General features: G+C 73.0%; 21 protein-coding genes and 1 pseudogene. 13 read left to right on the top strand and 9 right to left on the bottom strand.

Going from position 1 to position 21,950, the window contains the following annotated elements; translation table 11 throughout:
- Positions 1 to 17 precede the first annotated feature (17 nt).
- The 5 genes from ACIQZO_RS30465 (at position 18) to ACIQZO_RS30445 (ending at position 5,148) form a co-directional block, all read left to right on the top strand.
- The gene (locus ACIQZO_RS30465) at positions 18 to 554 is read left to right on the top strand and encodes a bacterial proteasome activator family protein (RefSeq protein WP_314243029.1); all 537 of its coding nucleotides are present in this window, start codon (positions 18 to 20) and stop codon (positions 552 to 554) included.
- Positions 555 to 846: 292 nt separating this feature from the next.
- Complete coding sequence (locus ACIQZO_RS30460) at positions 847 to 1,752, top strand: NTP transferase domain-containing protein (protein ID WP_403632136.1); 906 nt, start codon at positions 847 to 849, stop codon at positions 1,750 to 1,752.
- Positions 1,749 to 3,056, top strand: a complete 1,308-nt coding sequence (locus ACIQZO_RS30455) for a molybdopterin molybdotransferase MoeA (protein WP_403632134.1) — start codon at positions 1,749 to 1,751, stop codon at positions 3,054 to 3,056. Before ACIQZO_RS30460 ends, ACIQZO_RS30455 begins: the two co-directional genes overlap by 4 nt.
- On the top strand, positions 3,044 to 4,144 hold the full coding sequence (locus ACIQZO_RS30450; RefSeq protein WP_403632131.1) for a potassium channel family protein: 1,101 nt from the start codon (positions 3,044 to 3,046) through the stop codon (positions 4,142 to 4,144). The genes ACIQZO_RS30455 and ACIQZO_RS30450 overlap by 13 nt, the downstream gene beginning before the upstream one ends.
- Positions 4,145 to 4,170: 26 nt before the next feature.
- The gene (locus tag ACIQZO_RS30445; RefSeq protein WP_403632128.1) at positions 4,171 to 5,148 is read left to right on the top strand and encodes an NAD(P)H-quinone oxidoreductase; all 978 of its coding nucleotides are present in this window, start codon (positions 4,171 to 4,173) and stop codon (positions 5,146 to 5,148) included.
- A gap of 217 nt (positions 5,149 to 5,365) precedes the next feature.
- Here ACIQZO_RS30445 and ACIQZO_RS30440 read toward each other — a convergent pair whose 3' ends face one another.
- Genes ACIQZO_RS30440 through pdhA form a run of 3 tightly spaced genes read right to left on the bottom strand, consistent with a single transcriptional unit; the run spans position 5,366 to position 8,846 of the window.
- Positions 5,366 to 6,694: a dihydrolipoamide acetyltransferase family protein gene (locus tag ACIQZO_RS30440; RefSeq protein ID WP_403632125.1), complete on the bottom strand. Its 1,329-nt coding sequence runs from the start codon at positions 6,692 to 6,694 to the stop codon at positions 5,366 to 5,368.
- Positions 6,694 to 7,662 carry an alpha-ketoacid dehydrogenase subunit beta gene (locus ACIQZO_RS30435; RefSeq protein ID WP_403632202.1) on the bottom strand — a complete coding sequence of 323 codons (969 nt, stop codon included), beginning with the start codon at positions 7,660 to 7,662 and terminating at the stop codon, positions 6,694 to 6,696. Before ACIQZO_RS30435 ends, ACIQZO_RS30440 begins: the two co-directional genes overlap by 1 nt.
- A gap of 47 nt (positions 7,663 to 7,709) precedes the next feature.
- Positions 7,710 to 8,846, bottom strand: coding sequence for a pyruvate dehydrogenase (acetyl-transferring) E1 component subunit alpha (pdhA, locus tag ACIQZO_RS30430; protein WP_403632122.1), 1,137 nt, complete (start codon positions 8,844 to 8,846; stop codon positions 7,710 to 7,712).
- A gap of 178 nt (positions 8,847 to 9,024) precedes the next feature.
- On the opposite strand from pdhA, the gene ACIQZO_RS30425 reads away from it, so the two are divergent.
- Positions 9,025 to 9,603 (top strand): Lrp/AsnC family transcriptional regulator, encoded by a 579-nt coding sequence (locus tag ACIQZO_RS30425; RefSeq protein ID WP_403632119.1) that lies wholly within the window; start codon positions 9,025 to 9,027, stop codon positions 9,601 to 9,603.
- 92 nt (positions 9,604 to 9,695) lie between these two features.
- Here ACIQZO_RS30425 and ACIQZO_RS30420 read toward each other — a convergent pair whose 3' ends face one another.
- Positions 9,696 to 10,283 (bottom strand): TetR/AcrR family transcriptional regulator, encoded by a 588-nt coding sequence (locus ACIQZO_RS30420; RefSeq protein WP_403632117.1) that lies wholly within the window; start codon positions 10,281 to 10,283, stop codon positions 9,696 to 9,698.
- Positions 10,280 to 11,791, bottom strand: a complete 1,512-nt coding sequence (locus ACIQZO_RS30415; protein ID WP_403632115.1) for a 3-hydroxyacyl-CoA dehydrogenase — start codon at positions 11,789 to 11,791, stop codon at positions 10,280 to 10,282. Before ACIQZO_RS30415 ends, ACIQZO_RS30420 begins: the two co-directional genes overlap by 4 nt.
- Before the next feature lie 124 nt (positions 11,792 to 11,915).
- Between ACIQZO_RS30415 and paaN the strand changes: the two genes are divergently transcribed.
- Positions 11,916 to 13,598, top strand: a complete 1,683-nt coding sequence (paaN, locus tag ACIQZO_RS30410) for a phenylacetic acid degradation protein PaaN (protein WP_403632112.1) — start codon at positions 11,916 to 11,918, stop codon at positions 13,596 to 13,598.
- A gap of 48 nt (positions 13,599 to 13,646) precedes the next feature.
- On the opposite strand, the gene ACIQZO_RS30405 is transcribed toward paaN, so the two are convergent.
- Positions 13,647 to 14,297, bottom strand: a complete 651-nt coding sequence (locus tag ACIQZO_RS30405) for a MerR family transcriptional regulator (protein WP_403632109.1) — start codon at positions 14,295 to 14,297, stop codon at positions 13,647 to 13,649.
- Positions 14,298 to 14,473: 176 nt separating this feature from the next.
- Here ACIQZO_RS30405 and ACIQZO_RS30400 point away from each other — a divergent pair.
- Positions 14,474 to 15,355: pseudogene (locus tag ACIQZO_RS30400) on the top strand (hypothetical protein); the annotation flags it as partial.
- On the opposite strand, the gene ACIQZO_RS30395 reads toward ACIQZO_RS30400, so the two are convergent.
- The 3 genes from ACIQZO_RS30395 to ACIQZO_RS30385 all read right to left on the bottom strand — a co-directional run bounded on the left by ACIQZO_RS30395 (position 15,311) and on the right by ACIQZO_RS30385 (position 18,018).
- The gene (locus ACIQZO_RS30395; RefSeq protein ID WP_403632106.1) at positions 15,311 to 16,072 is read right to left on the bottom strand and encodes a TrmH family RNA methyltransferase; all 762 of its coding nucleotides are present in this window, start codon (positions 16,070 to 16,072) and stop codon (positions 15,311 to 15,313) included. The pseudogene ACIQZO_RS30400 and the gene ACIQZO_RS30395 overlap by 45 nt on opposite strands.
- A gap of 123 nt (positions 16,073 to 16,195) precedes the next feature.
- Positions 16,196 to 17,359: an HTTM domain-containing protein gene (locus ACIQZO_RS30390; protein ID WP_403632199.1), complete on the bottom strand. Its 1,164-nt coding sequence runs from the start codon at positions 17,357 to 17,359 to the stop codon at positions 16,196 to 16,198.
- Entirely contained in the window at positions 17,356 to 18,018 is a 663-nt protein-coding gene (locus ACIQZO_RS30385; protein ID WP_403632104.1) for a DUF5819 family protein, read from the bottom strand. The genes ACIQZO_RS30390 and ACIQZO_RS30385 overlap by 4 nt, the downstream gene beginning before the upstream one ends.
- Positions 18,019 to 18,153: 135 nt before the next feature.
- Here ACIQZO_RS30385 and paaA point away from each other — a divergent pair, with 135 nt between their 5' ends.
- Genes paaA through ACIQZO_RS30360 form a run of 5 tightly spaced genes read left to right on the top strand, consistent with a single transcriptional unit; the run spans position 18,154 to position 21,843 of the window.
- The gene (gene paaA / locus ACIQZO_RS30380; RefSeq protein WP_403632102.1) at positions 18,154 to 19,215 is read left to right on the top strand and encodes a 1,2-phenylacetyl-CoA epoxidase subunit PaaA; all 1,062 of its coding nucleotides are present in this window, start codon (positions 18,154 to 18,156) and stop codon (positions 19,213 to 19,215) included.
- Complete coding sequence (gene paaB / locus ACIQZO_RS30375) at positions 19,212 to 19,496, top strand: 1,2-phenylacetyl-CoA epoxidase subunit PaaB (RefSeq protein WP_030009045.1); 285 nt, start codon at positions 19,212 to 19,214, stop codon at positions 19,494 to 19,496. The genes paaA and paaB overlap by 4 nt, the downstream gene beginning before the upstream one ends.
- The gene (paaC, locus tag ACIQZO_RS30370; RefSeq protein ID WP_403632099.1) at positions 19,493 to 20,239 is read left to right on the top strand and encodes a 1,2-phenylacetyl-CoA epoxidase subunit PaaC; all 747 of its coding nucleotides are present in this window, start codon (positions 19,493 to 19,495) and stop codon (positions 20,237 to 20,239) included. Before paaB ends, paaC begins: the two co-directional genes overlap by 4 nt.
- Complete coding sequence (gene paaD, locus ACIQZO_RS30365) at positions 20,233 to 20,739, top strand: 1,2-phenylacetyl-CoA epoxidase subunit PaaD (RefSeq protein ID WP_403632097.1); 507 nt, start codon at positions 20,233 to 20,235, stop codon at positions 20,737 to 20,739. The genes paaC and paaD overlap by 7 nt, the downstream gene beginning before the upstream one ends.
- Positions 20,740 to 21,843 carry a 2Fe-2S iron-sulfur cluster-binding protein gene (locus ACIQZO_RS30360; protein WP_403632094.1) on the top strand — a complete coding sequence of 368 codons (1,104 nt, stop codon included), beginning with the start codon at positions 20,740 to 20,742 and terminating at the stop codon, positions 21,841 to 21,843.
- The last annotated feature ends 107 nt before the right edge of the window (positions 21,844 to 21,950 follow it).

Below are 21,950 nucleotides of genomic sequence, written 5' to 3'. Positions count from 1 at the left end.
TGCGAGAGAATGACGGCATGGAGATGCCGAGGAGTGAACGGTCGCAGGACAGCCCCCCGCACGTCCTGATCGTGGGACAGGACGGGACGGCGGTCGGCGACGCCGATGACGAGTCGCGCGAGGTCCCGGTGACGGAGATGGTCGAACAGCCCGCCAAGGTCATGCGGATCGGCAGCATGATCAAGCAACTCCTGGAAGAGGTACGTGCCGCGCCTCTCGACGAGGCGAGCCGGGTCCGGCTCAAGGACATCCATGCCGCCTCCGTCAAGGAGCTGGAGGACGGCCTGGCCCCGGAGCTCGTGGAGGAACTGGAGCGTCTGTCCCTCCCGTTCACCGAGGAGGCCATTCCCTCCGAAGCGGAACTACGGATCGCCCAGGCACAGTTGGTGGGCTGGCTGGAGGGCCTGTTCCACGGCATCCAGACGGCCCTGTTCGCACAGCAGATGGCGGCGCGGGCCCAGTTGGAGCAGATGCGCCGCGCCCTCCCGCCGGGCGGCCCGCACGACGACGAGGACGGCGGCCACGGCGCGATCCGCTCGGGCCCGTACCTCTAACCCCCGACGCCCAGCACAACCAGCGGGTCCGGCCCCCACCGGACCCGCTCTCCTATCCCGCCGCCGACGCCTCATCAGCCCGCCGGCACCCACCAAGCCCCGCCGGCCCCTCCCAGCCCCGCCGGCGTTCGAGGCGCCCCTCCCAGCCCCGCCGGCGTTTGAGGCGCGGGGGTCCGGGGGCAGCGCCCCCGGCAACGGCGCCGCACCCGGCATCGAACACCAGGCCCGCGCGAGCAGGCCCCCGATAAACCCAGCTCCCCGCCAGGGACATGGCCGCCGCATACTCATGGGCATGAGCTACGACGCGATCGTCCTGGCCGGCGGCGCCGCGCGACGACTCGGCGGTGCCGACAAGCCCGCGCTGAGCGTCGGCGGCATCGCACTCCTCGACCGCGTCCTCGACGCCTGCCCCGACGCCCGGACCACGGTCGTGGTCGGCGGCCGCCGCCCCACCGCCCGCCCGGTCCACTGGACCCTCGAGGACCCGCCCGGCGGCGGGCCCGTGGCCGCACTGGACGCCGGGCTCCGCCGGACCACCGCCGAGCTGGTCCTCGTACTCTCCGCCGACCTGCCGTTCCTCGACCGTGAGACCGTACGGGCCCTGCTGGACGCGGCCGCCGCACCCGGCACCCCCGCCCCCAGCGCCCCCGGCGCGAACGGCGCGGACGGCGCGCTGCTGCGGGACCCCGACGGCCGCGACCAGCCCCTGGTCGCCGCCTACCGCGCCGAACCCCTGCGCCGCGAGATCGCCCTGCTCGCCACCGAGCACGGCCACCTCACCGGGCTCCCGCTCCGCGCGCTGACCGCCGAACTGGACCTCGCCCGCGTCACCTCCCGGCCACTCGCCTCCTTCGACTGCGACACCTGGGACGATCTCGCCGTCGCCCGCGCCCGGATCAGGGAGCATGGAGGCGTGCTGGAGCAATGGATCACCGCCGTCAAGAGCGAGCTGGGCATCGACCTCGCCGTCGACACCACTACGCTGCTCGACCTCGCCCGGGACGCCGCCCACGGCGTCGCCCGCCCCGCCGCCCCGCTGACCACCTTCCTGGTCGGCTACGCGGCCGCCCACGCCGCCGCCACCGGCGCCGACCCCGCCCAGGCCGTCGCCGAGGCCTCCCGCAAGGCGGCCGACCTGGCGCTGCGGTGGGCCGACGAGGCAGCCGCCGACACCGCAGAACAGAACGGCTCCGGATGACCCCCACGAACTCCGCCGAGCAGGCCCTCGACGAGGCCCTGGCCCTGGTCAGCCGCGCCCCCGCGGCCGGCGGCGCCGGCGGCCACCGCGCGGCCCCCTGGCCGCAGGCCCGGGACACCGCCGGCCACGCCGGGAGCACGGTGCGGCCCCGAACCCACCGCGTGTCCCTCGCGGACGCCCTCGGCGAGGTCCTGGCCACCCCCCTGGACGCGCTGACCGACCTGCCGTCCTTCGACACCTCCGCCATGGACGGCTGGGCCGTCGCCGGACCCGGCCCCTGGAGCGTGCGGACCGGCGGCAGCGTCCTGGCCGGCTCCGAGCGACCCGAACCCCTCACGGACGGCGAGGCCGTACGCATCGCCACGGGCGCCCGGATCCCCGCCGACACCACCGCCGTCATCCGCAGCGAGCACTGCCGCGAGGCCGGCAGCCAGCTCTTCGCCGACCGGCCCGTCCTCACCGGCCAGGACATCCGCCCGCGCGGCCAGGAGTGCCGCTCCGGCGACCTGCTGCTGCCCGCCGGTTCCCTGGTCACCCCGGCCGTCCTGGGGCTGGCCGCGGCCGCCGGGTACGACGAGCTGACCACCCGGCCCCGCCCCCGCGTGGAGATCCTGGTGCTCGGCGACGAGCTGCTCGCCGAGGGCCTCCCGCACGAAGGGCTCGTGCGCGACGCCCTCAGCCCCATGCTCGGGCCCTGGATCGAGCGGCTCGGCGCCGAGGTCATCGCCGCCCGGCGGCTCGGTGACGACCCGGCGGGCGCCGCGGCCCTGCTCGAGGCCGTCACCACGAGCACCGCCGATGTCCTGGTCACCACGGGCGGCACCGCGTCCGGACCGGTCGACCACGTCCATCCGGTCCTGCGGAAGGCGGGCGCGGAACTGCTGGTCGACGGGGTCGCCGTGCGCCCCGGGCACCCGATGCTGCTGGCCCGCATGGGATCGGAGGCGCCCGACGGGAACCAGGTGCGCCACCTGGTAGGACTGCCCGGGAACCCGCTCGCCGCCGTCTCCGGGCTGCTGACCCTCGCCGACCCCCTGCTGCGCGCCCTCGCCGGCCGCCGTGCCCGCCCCCGCTACACGGCGCCGGTGCAGGGCGACGTACTCGGCCATCCGTACGACACCCGGCTCGTCCCGGTCCAGCTGAGCGACGAGCACGCCGTACCGCTGCGCTACCACGGCCCCGCGATGCTGCGCGGAGTGGCGGCCGCCGATGCGCTGGCCGTCGTACCGCCGAAGGGCGCGCGATCGGGACAGGAACTGGAGATTCTCGATCTGCCCTGGGCTTCCGGAGGATGTTTCACGTGAAACTGCACGGCCAGGACTCCATGGCCCGCGGCGCCGACGAGAAACTCGTCTCCCGGCGCATCAAGCTGCCCAAGCGGGTCGTCGAGGCGCCGCTGAGCCAGGTCACCAAGCGCCTGATGATGGCCTTGTTCGTGCTCTTCCTGACGGTCTTCATCGTGTGGCTGGACCGCGACGGCTACCACGACAACGCCAACGAGCAGGTCGATCTCCTCGACTGCTTCTACTACGCCACGGTGACGCTGTCGACGACCGGCTACGGCGACATCGTGCCGTACAGCGACAGCGCACGGCTGATCAACATCCTGCTGATCACGCCCCTGCGCGTGCTGTTCCTGATCATCCTGGTCGGTACCACCCTGGAAGTCCTCACGGAACGGACGAAGGAAGAGTGGCGGCTGAAGCGCTGGAGGAAGAACTTGCGTGAGCACACAGTCGTCGTCGGCTTCGGCACGAAGGGCCGCTCGGCCCTGCAGACACTGCTGGCCACCGGCCTCTCCAAGGAACAGGTCGTCGTCGTCGATCCCAGCGCCAAGGTGATCGACATGGCCAACGCGGAGGGCTTCACGGGCGTGGTCGGCGATGCGACCCGCTCCGACGTGCTGCTCCGCGCCGAGCTCCAGAAGGCCCGGCAGATCATCATCGCGACCCAGCGGGACGACACGGCGGTCCTGGTCACCCTGACCGCCCGCCAGCTCAACCGCGGGGCGAAGATCGTCGCGGCGGTGCGCGAGGAGGAGAACGCCCCACTGCTGCGCCAGTCCGGTGCGGACGCGGTCATCACGAGTGCGAGCGCGGCCGGCCGGCTGCTGGGCCTGTCGGTCCTCAGCCCGAGCGCGGGCACCGTGATGGAGGACCTGATCCAGCAGGGCAGCGGCCTCGACCTCATCGAACGCCCCGCCCGCAAGTCCGAGGCCGGCAAGTCGGTACGGGACACCGAGGACCTGGTGGTGAGCGTGCTGCGCGGCCACCGGCTGCTCGCGTACGACGATCCGCACGCGAGCCCGATCCAGCTGACGGACCGTCTCATCACCATCGTGCGGGCGGTTCCGCGGACCTCGCCGCACGTGAGGCTCGGACCTGCCGAGTAGCCGCTCCGTGGCGTAGCCTCCGGGCCATGCATGCGATCACCATCGAGCAGCCCGGCGGCCCCGAGGCCCTCGTCTGGGCCGACGTACCCGATCCGGTGCCGGGCGAGGGCGAGGTCCTCGTCGAGGTCGCGGCGAGCGCCGTGAACCGCGCCGACGTACTCCAGCGACAGGGTTTCTACGATCCGCCGCCCGGCGCCTCGCGCCATCCGGGGCTGGAGTGCTCCGGCCGGATCGCCGCGATCGGGCCGGGGGTGTCCGGCTGGTCGGTGGACGACGAGGTGTGCGCCCTGCTGGCCGGTGGCGGCTACGCCGAGCGGGTGGCCGTGCCGGCGGGCCAGCTGCTGCCGGTCCCGGCGGGCGTGGACCTGGTGACGGCGGCCGCGCTGCCCGAGGTCGTCGCGACCGTGTGGTCCAACGTGTTCATGGTGGCCGGGCTGCGCCCCGGCGAGACCCTGCTGGTGCACGGCGGGTCCAGCGGGATCGGCACGATGGCGATCCAGCTGGCGAAGGCGGTGGGCGCGACGGTCGCCGTGACGGCGGGCGGCCCGGAGAAGCTGGCGCGCTGCAAGGAGCTGGGCGCGGACATCCTGATCGACTACCGCGAGCAGGACTTCGTGGCCGCGCTGCGCGAGGCGACCGGCGGGGCCGGGGCCGACGTGATCCTGGACATCATGGGCGGGAAGTACCTCGCCCGGAACGTGGACGCGCTGGCCGTCAACGGACGGCTCGCGGTGATCGGGCTCCAGGGCGGGGTGAAGGCCGAACTGAACCTCGGCGCGCTGCTGGCCAAGCGGGCGGCGATCACCGCCACCTCGCTGCGGGCCCGCCCGCTGGAGGAGAAGGCGGCCATCATCGCCGCCGTACGCGAGCACGTGTGGCCGCTGGTGGCCGCGGGGCGGATCCGCCCGGTGGTCCACGCGACCTTCCCCATGCGGGATGCCGCCGAGGCCCACCGCGTGCTGGAGTCGAGCGCGCACGTGGGCAAGCTGCTGCTCACGGTCTGACGGCCGGGCGGTTGCGCTGCGCGGAGCTCGCCCCGGTCCCGCCCTCCCGCCGTTTCCCGGGGCTCCGCCCCGAACCCAGCGCCTCACACGCCGGCGAGGCTGGATCTTCCAGCCGTCCGGCGTGTGAGGACCGGTCCGGGCAGCGCCCGGGAAACGGCGCAAGGGCGGGGCGGGGGGACAGGCCCCGTGCAACGGAACCCGCACCCGCGCCGTACGGCTACAGGCTGCGCAGCAGGACCGCCGGGGACTCGACGCAGTCGGCGACGTAACGCAGGAAGCCGCCCGCCGTACCGCCGTCGCAGACCCGGTGGTCGAAGGTCAGCGACAGCTGGACGACCTTGCGGACCGCCAACTGCCCCTCGTGGACCCACGGCTTGTCGATGATCCGGCCCACACCCAGCATCGCCGCCTCGGGGTGGTTGATGATCGGCGTGGAGCCGTCGACCCCGAACACCCCGTAGTTGTTCAGGGTGAACGTCCCGCCGGTCAGATCGGCCGGAGTCAGCTTCCCGGCCCGGGCCACTTCGGTCAGGCGGGCGAACTCCGCCGACAGGGACTCGGGGTTGCGGTGCTGCGCGTCCCGGACCACCGGGACCACCAGGCCCCGCTCGGTCTGCGCGGCGAAGCCCAGGTGCACCGACGGGAGCCGGACGATCTCCTTGGCCGCGAGGTCCACGGTGGAGTTGAGCTCCGGGTACCGGGCCAGGGCGGCCGTGCAGATCCGGGCCAGCAGGGCGAGCACCGAGATCTTGGGTCCGCCCACGGCGTTCATCGCGGCCCGGGCGGCCATCAGCTCGGTGGCGTCCGCGTCGACCCAGCAGGTGGCGTCCGGGATCTCCCGGCGGCTGCGCGACAGCTTCTCGGCGACCGCCCCGCGCACTCCCTTGAGCGGGATCCGCTCGCCCTGCGCTGCTCCTGCCGCCGGCGACGCCACCGCGGCGGCCGGCGCCGGCCCGGGCGCGCGCAGCGCGGTGAGCGCCGCCTCCACGTCCGCCCGCAGGATCAGGCCGTCGGGGCCGGACCCGCGCAGTGCGCGCAGGTCGACCCCGCCGTCCTTGGCCAGCTTGCGGACCAGCGGCGAGATCACGGGCACCGGCCCGGCGGGGGCCGCCGGAGCCACCGGGGCGGCGACGGGGGCCGGAGCCGCGACGGGCGCCGAGACCGCGGCGGTGACGGGTCGCACCCGTCGCCGACGCGCCGGGCGCGAGTGGTCCTCGCCGTAGCCGATCAGAGGCCGGGGCACGTTGCCGGAAGCCTCGGCCTCGGCCGCCTGCGCGGCCGGGGCCTCCGGGAGCGACGACGCCCCCACCGCCACGGTGATCAGCGGTGCTCCGACGGGCAGTTCCGTGCCCTCCTCCCCGAAGCGGGCGGTGACCACACCGCCGTAGGGGCACGGAACCTCCACCATCGCCTTGGCCGTCTCGACCTCGACCACCGGCTGGTCGATGGCGACGACATCGCCCACCGCCACGAGCCAGCGGACGATCTCGGCCTCGGTCAGGCCCTCCCCGAGATCGGGAAGCTTGAATTCCATTACCTGCGGCATCAGTTCTCCCACTGCAGGCGTGCCACGGTGTCCAGGATCCGGTCCACACCCGGCAGGTGGTGCTTCTCCAGCATCGGCGGCGGGTAGGGGATGTCGAAGCCCGTCACCCGCAGCACCGGCGCCTCCAGGTGGTGGAAGCACCGCTCCGTGACGCGGGCGGCGATCTCCGCGCCCGGTCCGCCGAAGCCGCCGGCCTCGTGGACCACGACGGCGCGCCCGGTGCGGCGTACGGACTCCACGACCGTGTCCTCGTCGAAGGGGACCAGCGAGCGCAGGTCGACGACCTCCAGCTCCCAGCCCTCCTCGCGCGCCGCCTCGGCCGCCTCCAGGCACACCGGCAGCGAGGGCCCGTAGGTGATCAGCGTGGCGCTGGTGCCGGTCCGCCGGACCAGCGCCTTACCGATGCCGGGCACCTGCGTCGGCGCCTCGGGACGCCAGTCGGCCTTCGACCAGTAGAGCCGCTTCGGCTCCAGGAAGACCACCGGGTCGTCGCTCGCGATCGACGCGCGCAGCAGCCCGTACGCGTCCTCGACCGTCGCCGGGGTCACCACCGTCAGGCCGGGCGTGGCCACGTAGTACGCCTCGGAGGAGTCGCAGTGGTGCTCCACGCCGCCGATCCCGCCGCCGTACGGCACACGGATGGTGATCGGCAGCGGCATCGCGCCGCGGGTGCGGTTGCGCATCTTCGCCACGTGCGAGATCAGCTGCTCGAACGCCGGGTACGCGAAGGCGTCGAACTGCATCTCCACGACCGGCCGCAGCCCGTACATGGCCATGCCCACCGCGGCGCCCAGGATGCCCGCCTCCGCGAGCGGGGTGTCCGTGCAGCGCTCCTCGCCGAATTCCTTCGCGAGCCCGTCCGTGATCCGGAAGACCCCGCCGAGCGTCCCGACGTCCTCGCCCATGACGTGGACGGTCGGGTCCTCGGCCATGGCGTCGCGCATCGCCCGGGTCAGGGCCTGCGCCATCGTCGCGGGCTTGACCCCCGACTTCGCGGACTTCGCCGCCACCGTCGTCACGCCTGATCCTCGGCTTCCAGCTCTGCACGGAGCATGGCCGCCTGCTCGCGCAGCCGGTCCGTCTGCTCCGCGTACACGTGCGCGAACAGGTCCATCGGGTCCACCACCGGATCCGCGTTCATTCCCTCGCGGAGCGCCGCGGCCATCACCTCGGCATCGTCGCGCGCCGCCCGGATCGCCGCTTCGTCGATGATCCCGCGGGCGGTCAGCTCACGCTCCAGCAGATCGACCGGGTCGTGCGCCTTCCAGGCCTCGACCTCGGCGTCACCGCGGTAGCGGGTCGCGTCGTCCGCGTTCGTGTGGGCCTCCATCCGGTAGGTGACGGCCTCGATCAGGGTCGGGCCACCACCGGCCCGGGCCCGCCGGACGGCCTCGGTCAGCACCTCGTGCATCGCGGCGATGTCGTTGCCGTCGACCAGCCGGCCGGGCATTCCGTACCCCACGGCCTTGTGGGCCAGCGTCGGGGCGGCGGTCTGCTTGGCGAGCGGGACGGATATCGCGAAGCCGTTGTTCTGGACGAGGAAGACGACCGGGGCCTGCCAGACGGCGGCGAAGTTGAGCGCCTCGTGGAAGTCGCCCTCGCTGGTGCCGCCGTCGCCGACCATGGCGAGGGCGACGACGTCGTCGCCGCGCAGCCGGGCCGCGTGCGCCAGGCCCACGGCGTGCGGCAGCTGGGTGGCGAGCGGGGTCGAGAGCGGGGCGATGCGGTACTCACGCGGGTCGTAGCCGGTGTGCCAGTCGCCGCGCAGGAGCGTCAGCGCCTGTACGGGGTCCAGTCCGCGTGCCACGGCCGCCAGGGTGTCGCGGTAGCTCGGGAACAGCCAGTCCTGGTCCTCCAGGACCAGCGCGGCCGCGATCTCGCAGGCCTCCTGGCCCACGGTGGAGGGGTAGACGGCGAGCCGGCCCTGCTTGGTGAGCGCCGTGGCCTGGGCGTTGTAGCGCCGGCCGCGCACGAGCTCGGCGTAGCAGCGGCGCATCAGCTCCGGGTCGAGTCGGTCCGCCGCCTCGGTGCCCAGCACCCGGTAGGGCTCGGGGTCCGGAAGCAGCGGGGCGGCATCCGTACGGGGCCTCCAGGCAGGCGGCGGGGTGGGACGGTGGGACGCACCGGCACCGGGCAGCTCTTGGACCGTCATGGCGGCGTACACCTCCTCGTGGGAAGCGGGCAGGGGGTGCCCCGGGTGTGAGGCCCCTCACCTACCGATTGTTCGGTTGTCTGCGCAATTTGGCTACAGGCGACTCCAGGCTGTGGACAAACTGGCGTCGGGGCCCTGGTATGGATGCAGGACGTCCAGGAGAGGGAGGCATCGGGCAATGCCGGATGAACAAATGGCCGGACCGGGTTCCGCACCGGCTGCGCCGGGGGGCGTACCGGGGGCCTCCGGAGTCCCGCCCGTCACACCCCGTCCCCTGGATCCGATCGACCGGTCGATCATGCGGCTGCTCCAGGCGGACGGCCGGGCGTCGATACGGTCCGTGGCGGAGCAGGTGCACGTCTCGCGGGCCAATGCGTACGCCCGGATCAACCGGCTCATCGACGACGGGGTAATCCGCGGGTTCACGGCCCGCGTCAACCACGAACGCGCAGGCCAGGGCGCATCCGCCTATATCACCCTGAAGATCGTCCAGAACTCCTGGCGCACGGTCCGCGAGCAGCTGCGCGAGCTCCCGGGCGCCGCGCACATCGCACTGGTCAGCGGGGACTTCGACGTCCTGCTGCTGGTGCACACGCCGGACAACCGGACCCTGCGCGAGCTGGTCCTGACCCGGCTCCAGGCCATCCCCGAGGTCCTCTCGACGCGGACCCTGCTGGTGTTCGAGGAAACGGATCTCCTGGACACGGGCCCGGGACCCGGCCCCGCCGGGGGCGCCCCGTCGATCGCCGAGGACTAGCCCGCCCGGGTGACACGAACGCCCCCGGCGCGGCCTGTGAGGCCGTACCGGAGGCGTTCGAGGTCCAGCGGGGCGTTCGAGGTCCGGCGGGGTCAGCGGACGGTGCGCAGCCCGTCGAAGGCCATGTGGACGACCGCGTCGGCGAGCTGGTCGGAGCCCGTGCCCGAGTGCGGGCGGTACCACTCGACCAGGGAGTTCACCATGCCGAACAGGAGGCGGGTGGCGAGGCGGATGTCCACGTCCGCCCGCAGGTCGCCGTCCGCGGCGGCTGCCGTGAGCAGCTCGGCGACCTGGTGGTCGAACTCGCGCCGGCGTTCCAGCGCCCACCGCTCGGTGCGGGTGTTGCCGCGCACGCGCAGCAGCAGCGTCACGTACGGCAGCTCGCCGACCAGCACCTCGACCGTGCGGCGCGTGACGTACTCGACGCGCTCGACGGCCCGGCCGCGGACCGCGCCCGGCTCCTCCAGGATCGCGAAGAGTCCGTCGATGGCCCGGCTGACGGCCCGCCGCAGCAGCTCCTCCTTGCCCGCGACATGGTGGTAGATCGAGGACTTCGAGATGCCCGCTGCCTTGGAGAGGTGCTCCATCGAGGTGCCGTCGTAACCGCGCTCGTTGAAGACCTGGACGGCGACCGACAGCAGGGTCTCGGGGGTGTAGGTGTCCCGCTTGGCCGTCGTCATTCGCCCCCCTCCGCGTCGTCCGCGGCGTAGCCCAGCTTGAACAGGGCCAGGGAGGGCGCGTAGCGGCCCCCGGGACAGCGCTCGTCGAGATTGTGCAGCAGGTCGTAGGCGAAGTCCCGGCCGAGCCGCTCGTGCCATTCGGTCGGGCCCAGCGGGTAGTTCACGCCGAGCCGCATCGCGGTGTCGATGTCCTCGGCCGAGGCGGCGCCGCGGGCGACGGCGTCGGCCGTCAGGTCGATCAGCATCGCGACGGTCCGCGCGACGATCATGCCGGGGACGTCGCCGATCACGGAGACCTGCTTGCCCAGCTTCTGGAAGAGGCCGATCGCCTCGGCGAGGGTCCGCTCGCTGGTGTCCGCGCTCGCCGAGAGCGCGATCCGGGTGGCGCCCCGGTAGTCGAGCGCGAGGTCGAAGTAGACGACGTCCGCGAACTCGACGGAGGTCTTGCCGTCGGCGAGGACCAGCTGGCCCTCGCCGGGCAGCTGGATGTACGGGCCCCCCTGCTCGGTGGCGGCGACCGCGATCCCGGCCTCCTCCAGAAGCTCCACCAGGCCGGCGGCCGGGCCGAGGTCACCGACGACGGTGACCATCGCCGGGGCCTTCTCGGGAGCGGCGGTGTGCGGGAGGGCGGTCTCGGCGTCCGGACCGTACGGGTACCAGCCGTGCCCCGACTTGCGGCCGAGGCGGCCGGACTGGACGAGGCGGCGCTGGGCGAGCGAGGGGGTGAACTTCGGGCTGCGGAAGAAGGACTCCCACACCGAGCGGGTCACGGCCTCGTTGACGTCCTGGCCGATCAGGTCGGTCAGCTGGAAGGGGCCCATCTTGAAGCCGCCGCTCTCGCGGAGCACGGCGTCGATGGTGGCCGGGTCGGCGCCCTGCTCCTCGTACACCGAGAAGGCCTCGGCGTAGAAGGGGCGGGCGATCCGGTTGACGATGAAACCGGGGGTGTCGGCGCAGCGGACCGGCGTCTTCCCCCAGCCGAGGACCGTGCGGTACGCGCGCTCGGCGGCGGCCGGATCGGTCGCGAAGCCGCTGACCACCTCGACGAGCGGGAGCAGCGGGGCCGGGTTGAAGAAGTGCAGGCCGAGGAAGCGGCCGGGGTGCGCGAGTCCGGCGGCGAGCTCGGTAACGGAGAGCGAGGAGGTGTTGGTGGCCAGCAGCGCGTCCGGCGACAGCACTTCCTCGAGCGCGGCGAAGAGCGTCTGCTTCACGGTGACGTTCTCGACCACGGCCTCGATGACGAGGGCGGCCCCGGCGAGCTCCGCGAGGTCGCCGGCCGGGGCGATCCGGCCGATCGCCTCCTCGGCCTCGGCGCGGTCCAGACGGCCCTTGGCGGCCATCCGCTCGACCCGGTCCTGGACGAAACCGACGCCGTCGGCGGCGAGGGAGGCGTTGATGTCGTAGATCAGCACGCGGTGACCTGCGAGAAGAGCGACCTGGGCGATGCCCTGGCCCATGGTGCCCGCCCCGATGACCGCCACAGTGCGGGACCGCTCGATTGCTGTCATGTCCTGATCCTCCCGCACACACTTATCCACAGGTCCGCCGGGCCCTCTTGTCCCGACCGATCGTTCGGTTACTCTAACTCCAGTCTCCTGTTCTTCGCCCGGCTCAACGAGGAGTTGGTCCCTGATGGCCGCCGAGCTCACCGTCCCCCAGCTGTCCGCCAAGCACCGGCCCACCCTGGACCAGGCCCTGTCGGCGATCCGCAGCCGTGCCTATTGGTCCCCGCATCCCGAGCACCCCAAGGCGTACGGCGAGACCGCGCCCGCCGACGGTCTCGCCGCGTTCGAGGCCGTCCGCGGCACCCGGCTGGACCTGGGCCAGCCCGGCACCGACGGCTGGACGGGCGCCGAGGTGTCCCCCTTCGGCCCGGAGCTGGGTATCGAGTACCCGCACGTGGACCCGGACGTACTGCTGCCCGCGATGAAGGCCGGCATGGGCGCCTGGCGCGACGCGGGACCCGAGGCGCGCGCCCTGGTCTGTATCGAGATCCTGGCCCGCATCTCCGCCCGGACCCACGAGTTCGCGCACGCGGTCATGCACACCAGCGGCCAGGCCTTCATGATGGCGTTCCAGGCCGGCGGCCCCCACGCGCAGGACCGCGGCCTGGAGGCCGTGGCCTACGCGTACGAGGAGCAGACCAGGGTCCCGGGCCAGGCCGACTGGTCCAAGCCGCAGGGCAAGAAGGACCCGCTGGAGCTCGGCAAGACCTTCACCGCCGTCCCGCGCGGCATCGCCCTCATGATCGGCTGCAACACCTTCCCGACCTGGAACGGCTACCCGGGGCTGTTCGCCTCCCTCGCCACCGGCAACGCGGTGCTGGTCAAGCCGCACCCGCGGGCCGTGCTGCCGCTCGCGCTGACCGTCCAGGTCGCGCGCGAGGTCCTGGCGGAGGCCGGCTTCGACCCGAACCTGGCGGCGCTCGCGGTCGAGCGTCCGGGCGAGGGCATCGCCAAGTCCCTCGCGGTCCGCCCCGAGATCAAGCTGATCGACTACACCGGGTCCACCGAGTTCGGTGACTGGCTGGAGGCCAACGCCCGCCAGGCCCAGGTCTACACGGAGAAGGCCGGCGTCAACACCGTCGTCCTGGACTCCACCGACAACTACAAGGGGATGCTGTCCAACCTGGCGTTCTCGCTGTCCCTGTACAGCGGCCAGATGTGCACCACCCCGCAGAACCTGCTGATCCCGCGCGACGGCATCGCGACGGACGCCGGCCACAAGAGCTACGACGAGGTCGTCGCCGACCTCGCCGCCTCGGTCGGCGGCCTGCTGGGCGACGACGCCCGGGCCAACGCGCTGCTCGGCGCGCTGGTCAACCCGGACGTCAGGACCCGGCTGGAGGCCGCTGCCGCCCTGGGCGAGGTCGCGCTGGCCTCCCGGGAGGTCGTGAACCCCGAGTTCCCGGACGCGGTGGTCCGTACCCCCGTCATGGTCAAGCTGGACGCCGCGAAGCCCGACCCGGAGGCGCCGTACCTCTCCGAGTGCTTCGGCCCGGTCTCCTTCGCGGTCGCGGTGGACACCACCGCCGACGCCCTCGACCTCCTGCGCCGCACGGTGCGGGAGAAGGGCGCCATGACGGTGGGCGCGTACACGACGTCGGCGGACACCGAGCGGGCGATCGAGGAGGTCTGCCTGGAGGAGTCCGCGCAGCTCTCCCTGAACCTGACCGGCGGGGTGTTCGTCAACCAGACCGCCGCGTTCTCGGACTTCCACGGCTCCGGCGGCAACCCGGCGGCCAACGCGGCCCTGTGCGACGGCGCCTTCGTCGCCAACCGCTTCCGCGTGGTGGAGGTGCGCCGCCAGGCGTAACCGCGCGCCGCGACCCGGCCCGGGTGGACCGCGCTCCTCCTGCTCCCGCTACTCCTGCCCCGCCTGGCCGAAGACGCGGGAGGAGGCGTCCACCTGGGCCATCCGGCGCAGGGCCGCGAACATCGCGTCGCCCACCACCGTGCCCACGACCACCGCCTCGACCAGGTCCTCGCGGTCGGCCCGGCGTGCGGTGTAGTCCAGATCCGCCCGGGCCACCTGCTCGGCCGCGTCGGCGTAGACGTCGAGCAGCTCGGCGAAGGAGCCGTGGCCCACCCGCGCGAGTGAGGCGAGCGCGGCCTGAAGCGCCTCGGCCGCCCGGTTGCCGGGGTGGACGTGCCAGCCGCGCGCCTCGACCAGCCGCGTCACCCGCTCCCGCGCCAGCACCGCCTCGGCGTCGTCCTGGGACGACCCGCCGTCGCCGTATTCGGGCACCAGCCGCCGGGCGGCGGTGCCGAGCAGCTTGTGCACGGGCTGCTCCCTGTCGTCGATGGCCGCGAGGACGTCTCCGATGGCAGCGACCGACAGCCCGCCGACCTCCAGCAGGGCCCGGACCAGCCGCAGCCGCCGCTCGTGCCCGTCGCCGTAGCTCGCCTGGTTGGGGCTGCTCAGCTCGCCCGGCGGGAGCAGGCCCTCCCGTACGTAGTACTTGATCGTCGGTACCGGCACTCCGGTACGGCGGCTCAACTCTCCGATGCGCATGGTCTGTTCACTCGTTTCTTCTTGCCCCGTTCCCGGCCCATCATAGATAGTGGAGCTATCAGATAGCGGCGAGCGTCACTATCCATTCTTCTGGGGGGCCCATGCCTGCGTCGAAATCCGCGTCACTGTCCGCCTTACGCACCTGGCACCGGCCACTGACCCTGTTCGCCGGGGTGATGGCGGTGTGGGCCGTCGGCTCGGCCGTGGGCCTCGCCGTCGACGACCGGATGCTGGTGGGTGCGCCGATCTGGGCCAAGCCCTTCAAGTTCGCCGTCTCGTTCGTCGGCTACTCCCTCAGCCTGGCCTGGATGATCTCGCTGGCCGTCGCCGCCCGCCCCGGCCTGCGCAGGCCCGCCTGGTGGGCCGGTACGGTCGTCGTCGCGACCAGCCTGGTGGAGATGCTGCTCATCACGGGCCAGGTGATCCGGGGCAGGCAGAGCCACTTCAACCAGCGGACACCCCTCGACGAGCAGATCTACAGCGCCATGGCCAATACCGTCGTCGTCCTGTGGACGGCCACGCTCGTGATCGCCGTACTGCTCTTCCGCACCCGCGTGGTCGACCGGGCCACCACCTGGTCGATCCGGATCGCCGCCGTCCTCGCCCTCACGGGCGCCGGACTCGGCTTCCTGATGGCCATCCCGACCGAGGCCCAGCTCGCGGCCGAGGACTCACCCGTAGTGGGCGCCCACAACGTGGGAGTGCCGGACGGCGGACCCGCGATGCCGCTCACCGGCTGGTCGACCACCGGCGGCGACCTGCGCATCCCGCACTTCTTCGGCATGCACGCACTGCAGCTGCTCCCCCTGTTCGTCCTCGTACTGGCCGCCCTCGGCGGCCGCTTCGCCCTGCTGCGCGCGGAACGGGTGCGGCTGCGCCTGACCCTGGTCGCGGCCGGGGTCTACGCGGCCACCTTCGGGCTGGTGACCTGGCAGGCCCTGCGCGGCCAGGCGCTGATCCACCCGGACGGGACCACGCTCGGCGCGGCCGCGGCGATCGTCGCCGGGGGCGCTCTAGGAGTGCTCGCAGCCCTGTTCGCCGGCCGGGGGGCCGCCCCAGTGGAAGAGGGCCATGGCCACGCTGGTGGCGAGGTTGTAGCTGGAGACCTGGGGACGCATCGGCAGGGAGACGAGGTGGTCGGCCCGGGCGCGCAGCTCCGGTGAGATCCCGTGGCGCTCCGAGCCGAAGGCCAGCAGCGCGTCGTCGGGGAGGGTGAGGGCGCGGATGTCGGCGCCCTCGGGGTCGAGCGCGTAGAGCGGGCCGGGCGGCAGCTCGTCCCACTCGAGGCGCTCGACGGTGGTGGCGTAGTGCAGACCGGCCCCGGCCCGGACCACGTTCGGGTGCCAGGGGTCGAGGTCGCCGCGGGTCACCACGCCGGTGGCGCCGAAGCCGGCGGCGAGCCGGACGACGGCGCCGACGTTGCCGAGGTTGCGGGGATTGTCGAGGACGACCACGGGCGCCGGCCGGGGCAGCCGCCCCAGCCCGGCGAGGCCGGCCGCCCGGTCGGGCCGTACCGCGAGGGCCGCGACCCCGGTGGGGTGCACGCGGGGCAGCACCTCCTTGAGGTCGGCCCGCCGCACCAGCCGCTCCACGGCGGCCTCGACGTCCGGAGCCAGTTCCCGGGCCAGTGCCCGTACGGCGGCGGGATCCTCGGCGATGACCATCCGCACATCGGCCCCGAACCGCAGGGCGTGCTTCACCGCGTGAAATCCGTCGAGCAGCACGAGACCCCCCGCCCGCTCGGCCTCCCGCCATTCCCGCACCGTCTCGTCCATACCCCGACCCTAAGGTCCGCGCGGGAACCCTCCGCCACATCCAGCCTCGCCGGCGTTTGAGGCGCGGGGTCCGGGGCGGAGCCCGGTGGAGCGGCGCCGCAGGGCACCGTCGGCGCGGCACCGTCAGCGCGGCCCCGGCACCGCCACGGGCACCGGCTCGGCGGGATCCGCCGCCGGCTCCACGGCACGCCGCCGCCGCGCGGCGACCCGTACCCCCAGCCACACCAGGAACCCGGTCGGCAGGAACACCGCGTCCGCGGCGATCATCGCCAGAGAGAAGAACGGCAACCCCAGCAGCACCGCGATCCCGGCGTGCTCCAGCATCATCACCGCGAGCAGCACGTTCTTGATCCGCCGGTTGAACAGGGTGAACGGAAACGCCACCTGCACCACCACCGTCCCGTACGACAGCAGCATCACCAGCGTCCCGCTGCCCGCCACCAGCGCCGACAGCGCCGGCCACGGGGTGAAGTAGTCCAGCCCCAGCGGGTAGTACAGGGCCGTCCCGTCCTGCCACCGGGAGCCCTGGATCTTGTACCAGCCCGCCGTGGCGTAGATCAGGCAGACCTCGGCCATGATCACCAACATGCCCGCGTTGTGCAGCAGGTTGGCGAGGACGTCCAGTACCGCCCGCCCCTCGCCCTCCGGCTCGTAGCGGTCGACCATCCACCACAGCCCGCAGCCCACCCACACCACCGCGAACGCCGCCAGCCAGCCGTACCCGAACCGCCCGGTCGCCGCGCCGAAGGCGAACACCGCCCCCAGCACGCCCCACAGCACCGGGCCGGCCGCCCCGGCCGTCGCCGAGCCGCAGGTACGGGCCCGGCGCGCGTCCAGCGACCACACCTGCGCGCACCGGGTCAGCACCAGGTAGATCGCCATCAGGTGGATGACGTTGTCCCCGCCGTCGCCCATGAACACGCTGCGGTTCTGCAGCGACAGCACTCCGATCATGAAGAGCACCGAGGTCGCCCGCGTCCGCCAGCCCAGCAGCAGCCCCAGGCTCGCCAGTACGGACACCGCGTAGACGATCTCGAACCACAGTCCCGAGTCGGACCACATCAGCACCGTGAAGGCGTGGTTGGAGTCGATCAGCCGTTCCGCCAGCGCCCAGCTCCACGGCCCGTCCGGCCCGTACAGCTCGGCCCGGTGCGGGAACTCCCGCAGCAGGAAGAAGAGCCAGGTCGCGGCGAAGCCGATGCGGACCACGGCGCTCTGGTACGGGCCCAGCACCTGCCCGGTGACCTGCGCGGCCAGTCGGCCCGCCGCCTCGCGGGCGCGCCTCACACCGTCCACCACGGCAGCTCCCGGTAGTAGGTCTGGGTGTCGGTGGTCTCGGTGCTCCACTGCGGCGCGGGCACCGCCGTGGTCGCCGAGCGCAGCTGGATCCGCAGCACGGTCCCGTCCGGGTACCGGGGGGAGAGCCGGTTCACCGCGATCCGCCGCAGGTACTCCTCGGACAGCTGCCCGCGATCGCCGTTCGGCTTGTTGTCCTCGTCGTGGGAGCCGGTGAAGAAGTCCCAGGCCCGGCGGAGCTCGTTCTGCCGCGTGTGGCTCGGCAGCAGGCTGTGCCGGATGGCCGCACCGTCCTCGGCGCTCAGGTCGCTCCAGGGCGTGGCGGTCACCTCGCCGTCGGCGCCGCGGACCTCCGCGCGCGCCTCCACCGCGATGTTCTGCTGGAGCGGGTTCGGGGCGAAGAGCTTCCAGTTCTGTTCGAACTCTGGGTAGATCCAGCCGTCGATCGTCTGCGCGTGCTGCTTGCTCAGCGTGTTGGTCGGGGCCACGTGCAGGAAGACGAGCGCGAGGTGCGCGCAGGCGGCCACCCCGATCGCCCCGAGGGCCAGGGCTGCCACGACCCGGAACGGGGTGGACAGACCGGCCATTCCGGGCGCCCGCGGGGGTGGCGGAGCGGCCCTTTCGGCGGGCTCGTGCTCGTTCGAATCCATCCCCACCCGATCGTCCGGCATCCACAGGGTTGACCTCAGAGGTTGACACCCTACGGGCCGCCGTCTCACCATTGAAGCGGATGAACCGAACGATCGGTCGGTCGGGCGGACAGCGGACTCTCAGAGGGGGCCGGAATGGTGGCAGTGACCCCGGAATCGGGGCCGGACACGGCCCTCGGGACAGACGGGACGGACGGGACAGGCATGACGGCTGACCTGGGCGCACAGCTCGCGGCGGCATTCGACGCGGCCGTGGCGGCCGACGAGCGCGTGGAGCCGCGCGACTGGATGCCCGACGAGTACCGCGCCTCCCTGGTGCGTCAGATGGCTCAGCACGCCCACTCCGAGATCATCGGCATGCAGCCCGAGGCCAACTGGATCACCCGCGCGCCCTCGCTGCGCCGCAAGGCGATCCTGATGGCCAAGGTGCAGGACGAGGCCGGCCACGGGCTGTACCTGTACAGCGCGGCCGAGACCCTCGGCACCAGCCGCGACGAGCTGCTCGACAAGCTCCACTCGGGCAAGCAGAAGTACTCCTCGATCTTCAACTACCCCACCCTGACCTGGGCGGACGTCGGCGCCATCGGCTGGCTCGTGGACGGCGCAGCGATCACCAACCAGGTGCCGATCTGCCGCTGCTCCTACGGGCCCTACGCGCGCGCCATGGTCCGGATCTGCAAGGAGGAGTCCTTCCACCAGCGCCAGGGGTACGAACTGCTCCTCGCCCTCTCCCGGGGCACCGAGGAGCAGCACGCGATGGCCCAGGACGCCGTCGACCGGTGGTGGTGGCCGTCGCTGATGATGTTCGGCCCGCCGGACGACGAGTCGGCGCACTCGGCGCAGTCGATGGCCTGGCGCATCAAGCGCCACTCGAACGACGAGCTGCGCCAGCGGTTCGTGGACATCGCCGTCCCGCAGGCCGAGTCCCTCGGCCTCACCCTTCCCGACCCCGACCTCACGTGGAACGAGGAGCGCGGGCACCACGACTTCGGCGCCATCGACTGGGCCGAGTTCTGGGAGGTGCTCAAGGGCAACGGCCCCTGCAACGAGCAGCGGATCGGCCAGCGGCGCAAGGCCCACGAGGACGGCGCCTGGGTGCGCGACGCGGCCGCGGCCTACGCGCGGAAGCAGACGGCACAGCAAGCGGCACAGCAAGCGGCGAACCCCGCCGGACAGAACGAGGAGGCACGGGTATGACGCAGAACTGGCCCCTGTGGGAGGTGTTCGTGCGCTCGCGCCGCGGCCTCTCGCACACGCACGCGGGAAGCCTGCACGCCCCCGACGCGGAGATGGCCCTGCGCAACGCCCGCGACCTCTACACCCGGCGCGGTGAGGGCATCTCGATCTGGGTGGTGCCCTCCACCGAGATCACCGCCTCCTCGCCGGACGAGCGGGACCCCTTCTTCGCCCCGTCCGCGGACAAGCCGTACCGGCACCCGACCTTCTACGACATCCCGGAGGGGGTGAGCCACCTGTGACCGGCACCGACACCACCACCGGCCTCACCGGCGCCACCGCCGCCGCGGCACTGGCGCTCGGCGACGACGCGCTGATCCTCTCCCACCGCCTCGGCGAGTGGGCCGGGTTCGCCCCCGTCCTGGAGGAGGACGTCGCCCTCGCCAACATCGCGCTCGACCTGCTCGGCCAGGCCCGGATCCTGCTGTCCCTCGTCGGCGACGAGGACGAGCTGGCGTTCCTGCGCGAGGAGCGGTCCTTCCGCAACCTCCAGCTGGTCGAGCAGCCGAACGGCGACTTCGCCCACACCATCGCCCGCCAGCTCTACTTCTCCTTCTACCAGCACGAGGTCTACGGGGAGCTCGCCCGCGGGGACGGCCCCTTCGCCCCGCTGGCGGCCAAGGCCGTCAAGGAGACCGCGTACCACCGCGACCACGCCGAGCAGTGGACCCTGCGGCTCGGCGACGGCACCGAGGAGAGCCGCAACCGCATGCGGGCCGCCCTCGACGCGCTGTGGAAGTTCACCGGCGAGATGTTCCAGCCGGTGGAGGGACTCGACGGCCTGGACCCGGCCGCCCTGGAGCAGCGCTGGCTGGCCGCCCTGACCGGCGTACTGGACCGGGCGGGGCTCGACCTGCCCCAGGGACCGCGCACCGGCGCCTGGGCGGCGGGAGCCGGCCGGCAGGGCCTGCACACCGAATCCTTCGGCCGGATGCTCGCCGAGATGCAGCACCTGCACCGCAGCCACCCGGGGGCGTCATGGTGACCGCCGACGCCGGAACCACCCGCCTGGAGGCGGAGCTGGCCACGCTGGCCGGCTCCGTCCCGGACCCGGAGCTGCCCGTGCTCACCCTCGGGGAGCTCGGCGTGGTGCGCGGGGTGCGGATGCACGAGGACGGCCACGCCGAGGTCACCCTCACCCCGACCTACACCGGCTGCCCGGCCATCGAGGCCATGTCCGCCGACATCGAGCGGGCCCTGACCGGCCACGGCATCCCCGAGGTGCGGGTGATCACGGTGCTCGCCCCCGCCTGGTCGACCGACGACATCAGCGCGGAGGGCCGCCGCAAGCTCGCCGAGTTCGGCATCGCCCCGCCCCGGCCGCACGCGGCCGGCGGACCGGTCCTGCTCACCCTGTCGGTCCGCTGCCCGAACTGCGGGTCGACCGACACCGAGCTGCTGAGCCGCTTCTCCTCCACCGCATGCAAGGCGCTGCGCCGCTGTACCGCCTGCCGCGAGCCGTTCGACCACTTCAAGGAGCTCTAGATGGCCGCCCCCCGCCACGGCGCGTTTCACCCGCTGACGGTGGCGGCAGTCGACCGGCTCACCGACGACTCGGTGGCACTGACCCTGCGCGTTCCCGAGGAACTGCGCGAGGACTACCGGCACGCCCCGGGCCAGCACCTGACGCTGCGCCGCGCCGCCCCCGAGGGCGGTATGGAGGTCCGCCGCACCTACTCGATCTGCTCCGCGGCGCCGTCCGCGGCCGGCCCCGGCCCGGCGTGGCTGCGGGTCGGGGTGCGGCTGGTGGAGGGCGGCGAGTTCTCCACCTTCGCGCACAAGGAGATCGCCGCGGGGGACGTGCTGGACGTCATGGTCCCGGCCGGGCGCTTCGTGCTGGAGCCCACCGCCGCCCCGGCCTCGGCGCACTATGCGGCCATCGTCGGCGGCAGCGGCATCACGCCGGTGCTGTCGATCGCCGCGAGCCTGCTGGCCGCCCGACCCGACGCCCGCTTCTGCCTCGTGCGCAGCGACCGTACGGCGGCCTCGACGATGTTCCTCGAGGAGGTCGCCGACCTCAAGGACCGCTATCCGGCGCGGTTCCAGCTGGTGACGGTCCTGTCCCGGGAGGAGCAGGAGTCCGGGCTGCCCTCGGGGCGGCTGGACGAGGAGCGGCTGGCGGCCCTGCTGCCCGCGCTGCTGCCGGTGACGGAGGTGACCGGCTGGTTCCTGTGCGGCCCGTACGGCCTGGTGCAGGGCGCGGAGCGGACCCTGGCCGCGCTCGGCGTCCCCCGGACCCGGGTGCACGAGGAGATCTTCCACGTCGAGGACACCGCGCCGACGGCCCGCGCCACCGCCGGGACGGCCGCCGCGCACGGGCGGGTCACCGCACGGCTCGACGGCCGCTCGGGCACCTGGCCGGTCCAGGACGGCGAGTCCCTGCTGGACGCCGTGCTGCGCAACCGCGCGGACGCCCCGTACGCCTGCAAGGGCGGGGTCTGCGGCACCTGCCGGGCGTTCGTGGTCTCGGGCGAAGTGCGGATGGAGCGGAACTTCGCGCTGGAGGCCGAGGAGACGGAGGCCGGGTTCGTCCTGGCCTGCCAGTCGCACCCGGTCACCGAGGAAGTGGAGATCGACTTCGACCGCTGAGCGGAACGAGGTCCCTCCGGTCAGGCCCCTGTCCCACGACAGGGGCCTGACCGTTTTCAAGGCCTGTCCATTTTCAAGAACTTGTTCTATCTTGACGCACCGTCAGA

This window comes from Streptomyces sp. NPDC097617 (assembly GCF_044761485.1).
Taxonomy (GTDB): Bacteria; Actinomycetota; Actinomycetes; order Streptomycetales; family Streptomycetaceae; genus Streptomyces.
The sequence above is the reverse complement of the archived record's forward strand: the minus strand, read 5'-3'. Positions and strand labels throughout refer to the sequence as shown.

Coding starts and splice junctions, on each gene's coding strand:
- ACIQZO_RS30385 (WP_403632104.1), bottom strand. CDS start 18,018: ATGGATTCGAACGAGCACGAGCCCGCCGAAAGGGCCGCTCCGCCACCC.
- ACIQZO_RS30460 (WP_403632136.1), top strand. CDS start 847: ATGAGCTACGACGCGATCGTCCTGGCCGGCGGCGCCGCGCGACGACTC.
- ACIQZO_RS30455 (WP_403632134.1), top strand. CDS start 1,749: ATGACCCCCACGAACTCCGCCGAGCAGGCCCTCGACGAGGCCCTGGCC.
- paaN (WP_403632112.1), top strand. CDS start 11,916: ATGGCCGCCGAGCTCACCGTCCCCCAGCTGTCCGCCAAGCACCGGCCC.
- paaB (WP_030009045.1), top strand. CDS start 19,212: ATGACGCAGAACTGGCCCCTGTGGGAGGTGTTCGTGCGCTCGCGCCGC.
- ACIQZO_RS30360 (WP_403632094.1), top strand. CDS start 20,740: ATGGCCGCCCCCCGCCACGGCGCGTTTCACCCGCTGACGGTGGCGGCA.
- ACIQZO_RS30415 (WP_403632115.1), bottom strand. CDS start 11,791: ATGACAGCAATCGAGCGGTCCCGCACTGTGGCGGTCATCGGGGCGGGC.
- ACIQZO_RS30465 (WP_314243029.1), top strand. CDS start 18: ATGGAGATGCCGAGGAGTGAACGGTCGCAGGACAGCCCCCCGCACGTC.
- ACIQZO_RS30445 (WP_403632128.1), top strand. CDS start 4,171: ATGCATGCGATCACCATCGAGCAGCCCGGCGGCCCCGAGGCCCTCGTC.
- pdhA (WP_403632122.1), bottom strand. CDS start 8,846: ATGACGGTCCAAGAGCTGCCCGGTGCCGGTGCGTCCCACCGTCCCACC.
- paaA (WP_403632102.1), top strand. CDS start 18,154: ATGGTGGCAGTGACCCCGGAATCGGGGCCGGACACGGCCCTCGGGACA.
- ACIQZO_RS30440 (WP_403632125.1), bottom strand. CDS start 6,694: ATGCCGCAGGTAATGGAATTCAAGCTTCCCGATCTCGGGGAGGGCCTG.
- ACIQZO_RS30405 (WP_403632109.1), bottom strand. CDS start 14,297: ATGCGCATCGGAGAGTTGAGCCGCCGTACCGGAGTGCCGGTACCGACG.
- ACIQZO_RS30425 (WP_403632119.1), top strand. CDS start 9,025: ATGCCGGATGAACAAATGGCCGGACCGGGTTCCGCACCGGCTGCGCCG.
- paaD (WP_403632097.1), top strand. CDS start 20,233: ATGGTGACCGCCGACGCCGGAACCACCCGCCTGGAGGCGGAGCTGGCC.
- ACIQZO_RS30450 (WP_403632131.1), top strand. CDS start 3,044: ATGTTTCACGTGAAACTGCACGGCCAGGACTCCATGGCCCGCGGCGCC.
- ACIQZO_RS30435 (WP_403632202.1), bottom strand. CDS start 7,662: ATGGCGCAGGCCCTGACCCGGGCGATGCGCGACGCCATGGCCGAGGAC.
- ACIQZO_RS30395 (WP_403632106.1), bottom strand. CDS start 16,072: ATGGACGAGACGGTGCGGGAATGGCGGGAGGCCGAGCGGGCGGGGGGT.
- ACIQZO_RS30420 (WP_403632117.1), bottom strand. CDS start 10,283: ATGACGACGGCCAAGCGGGACACCTACACCCCCGAGACCCTGCTGTCG.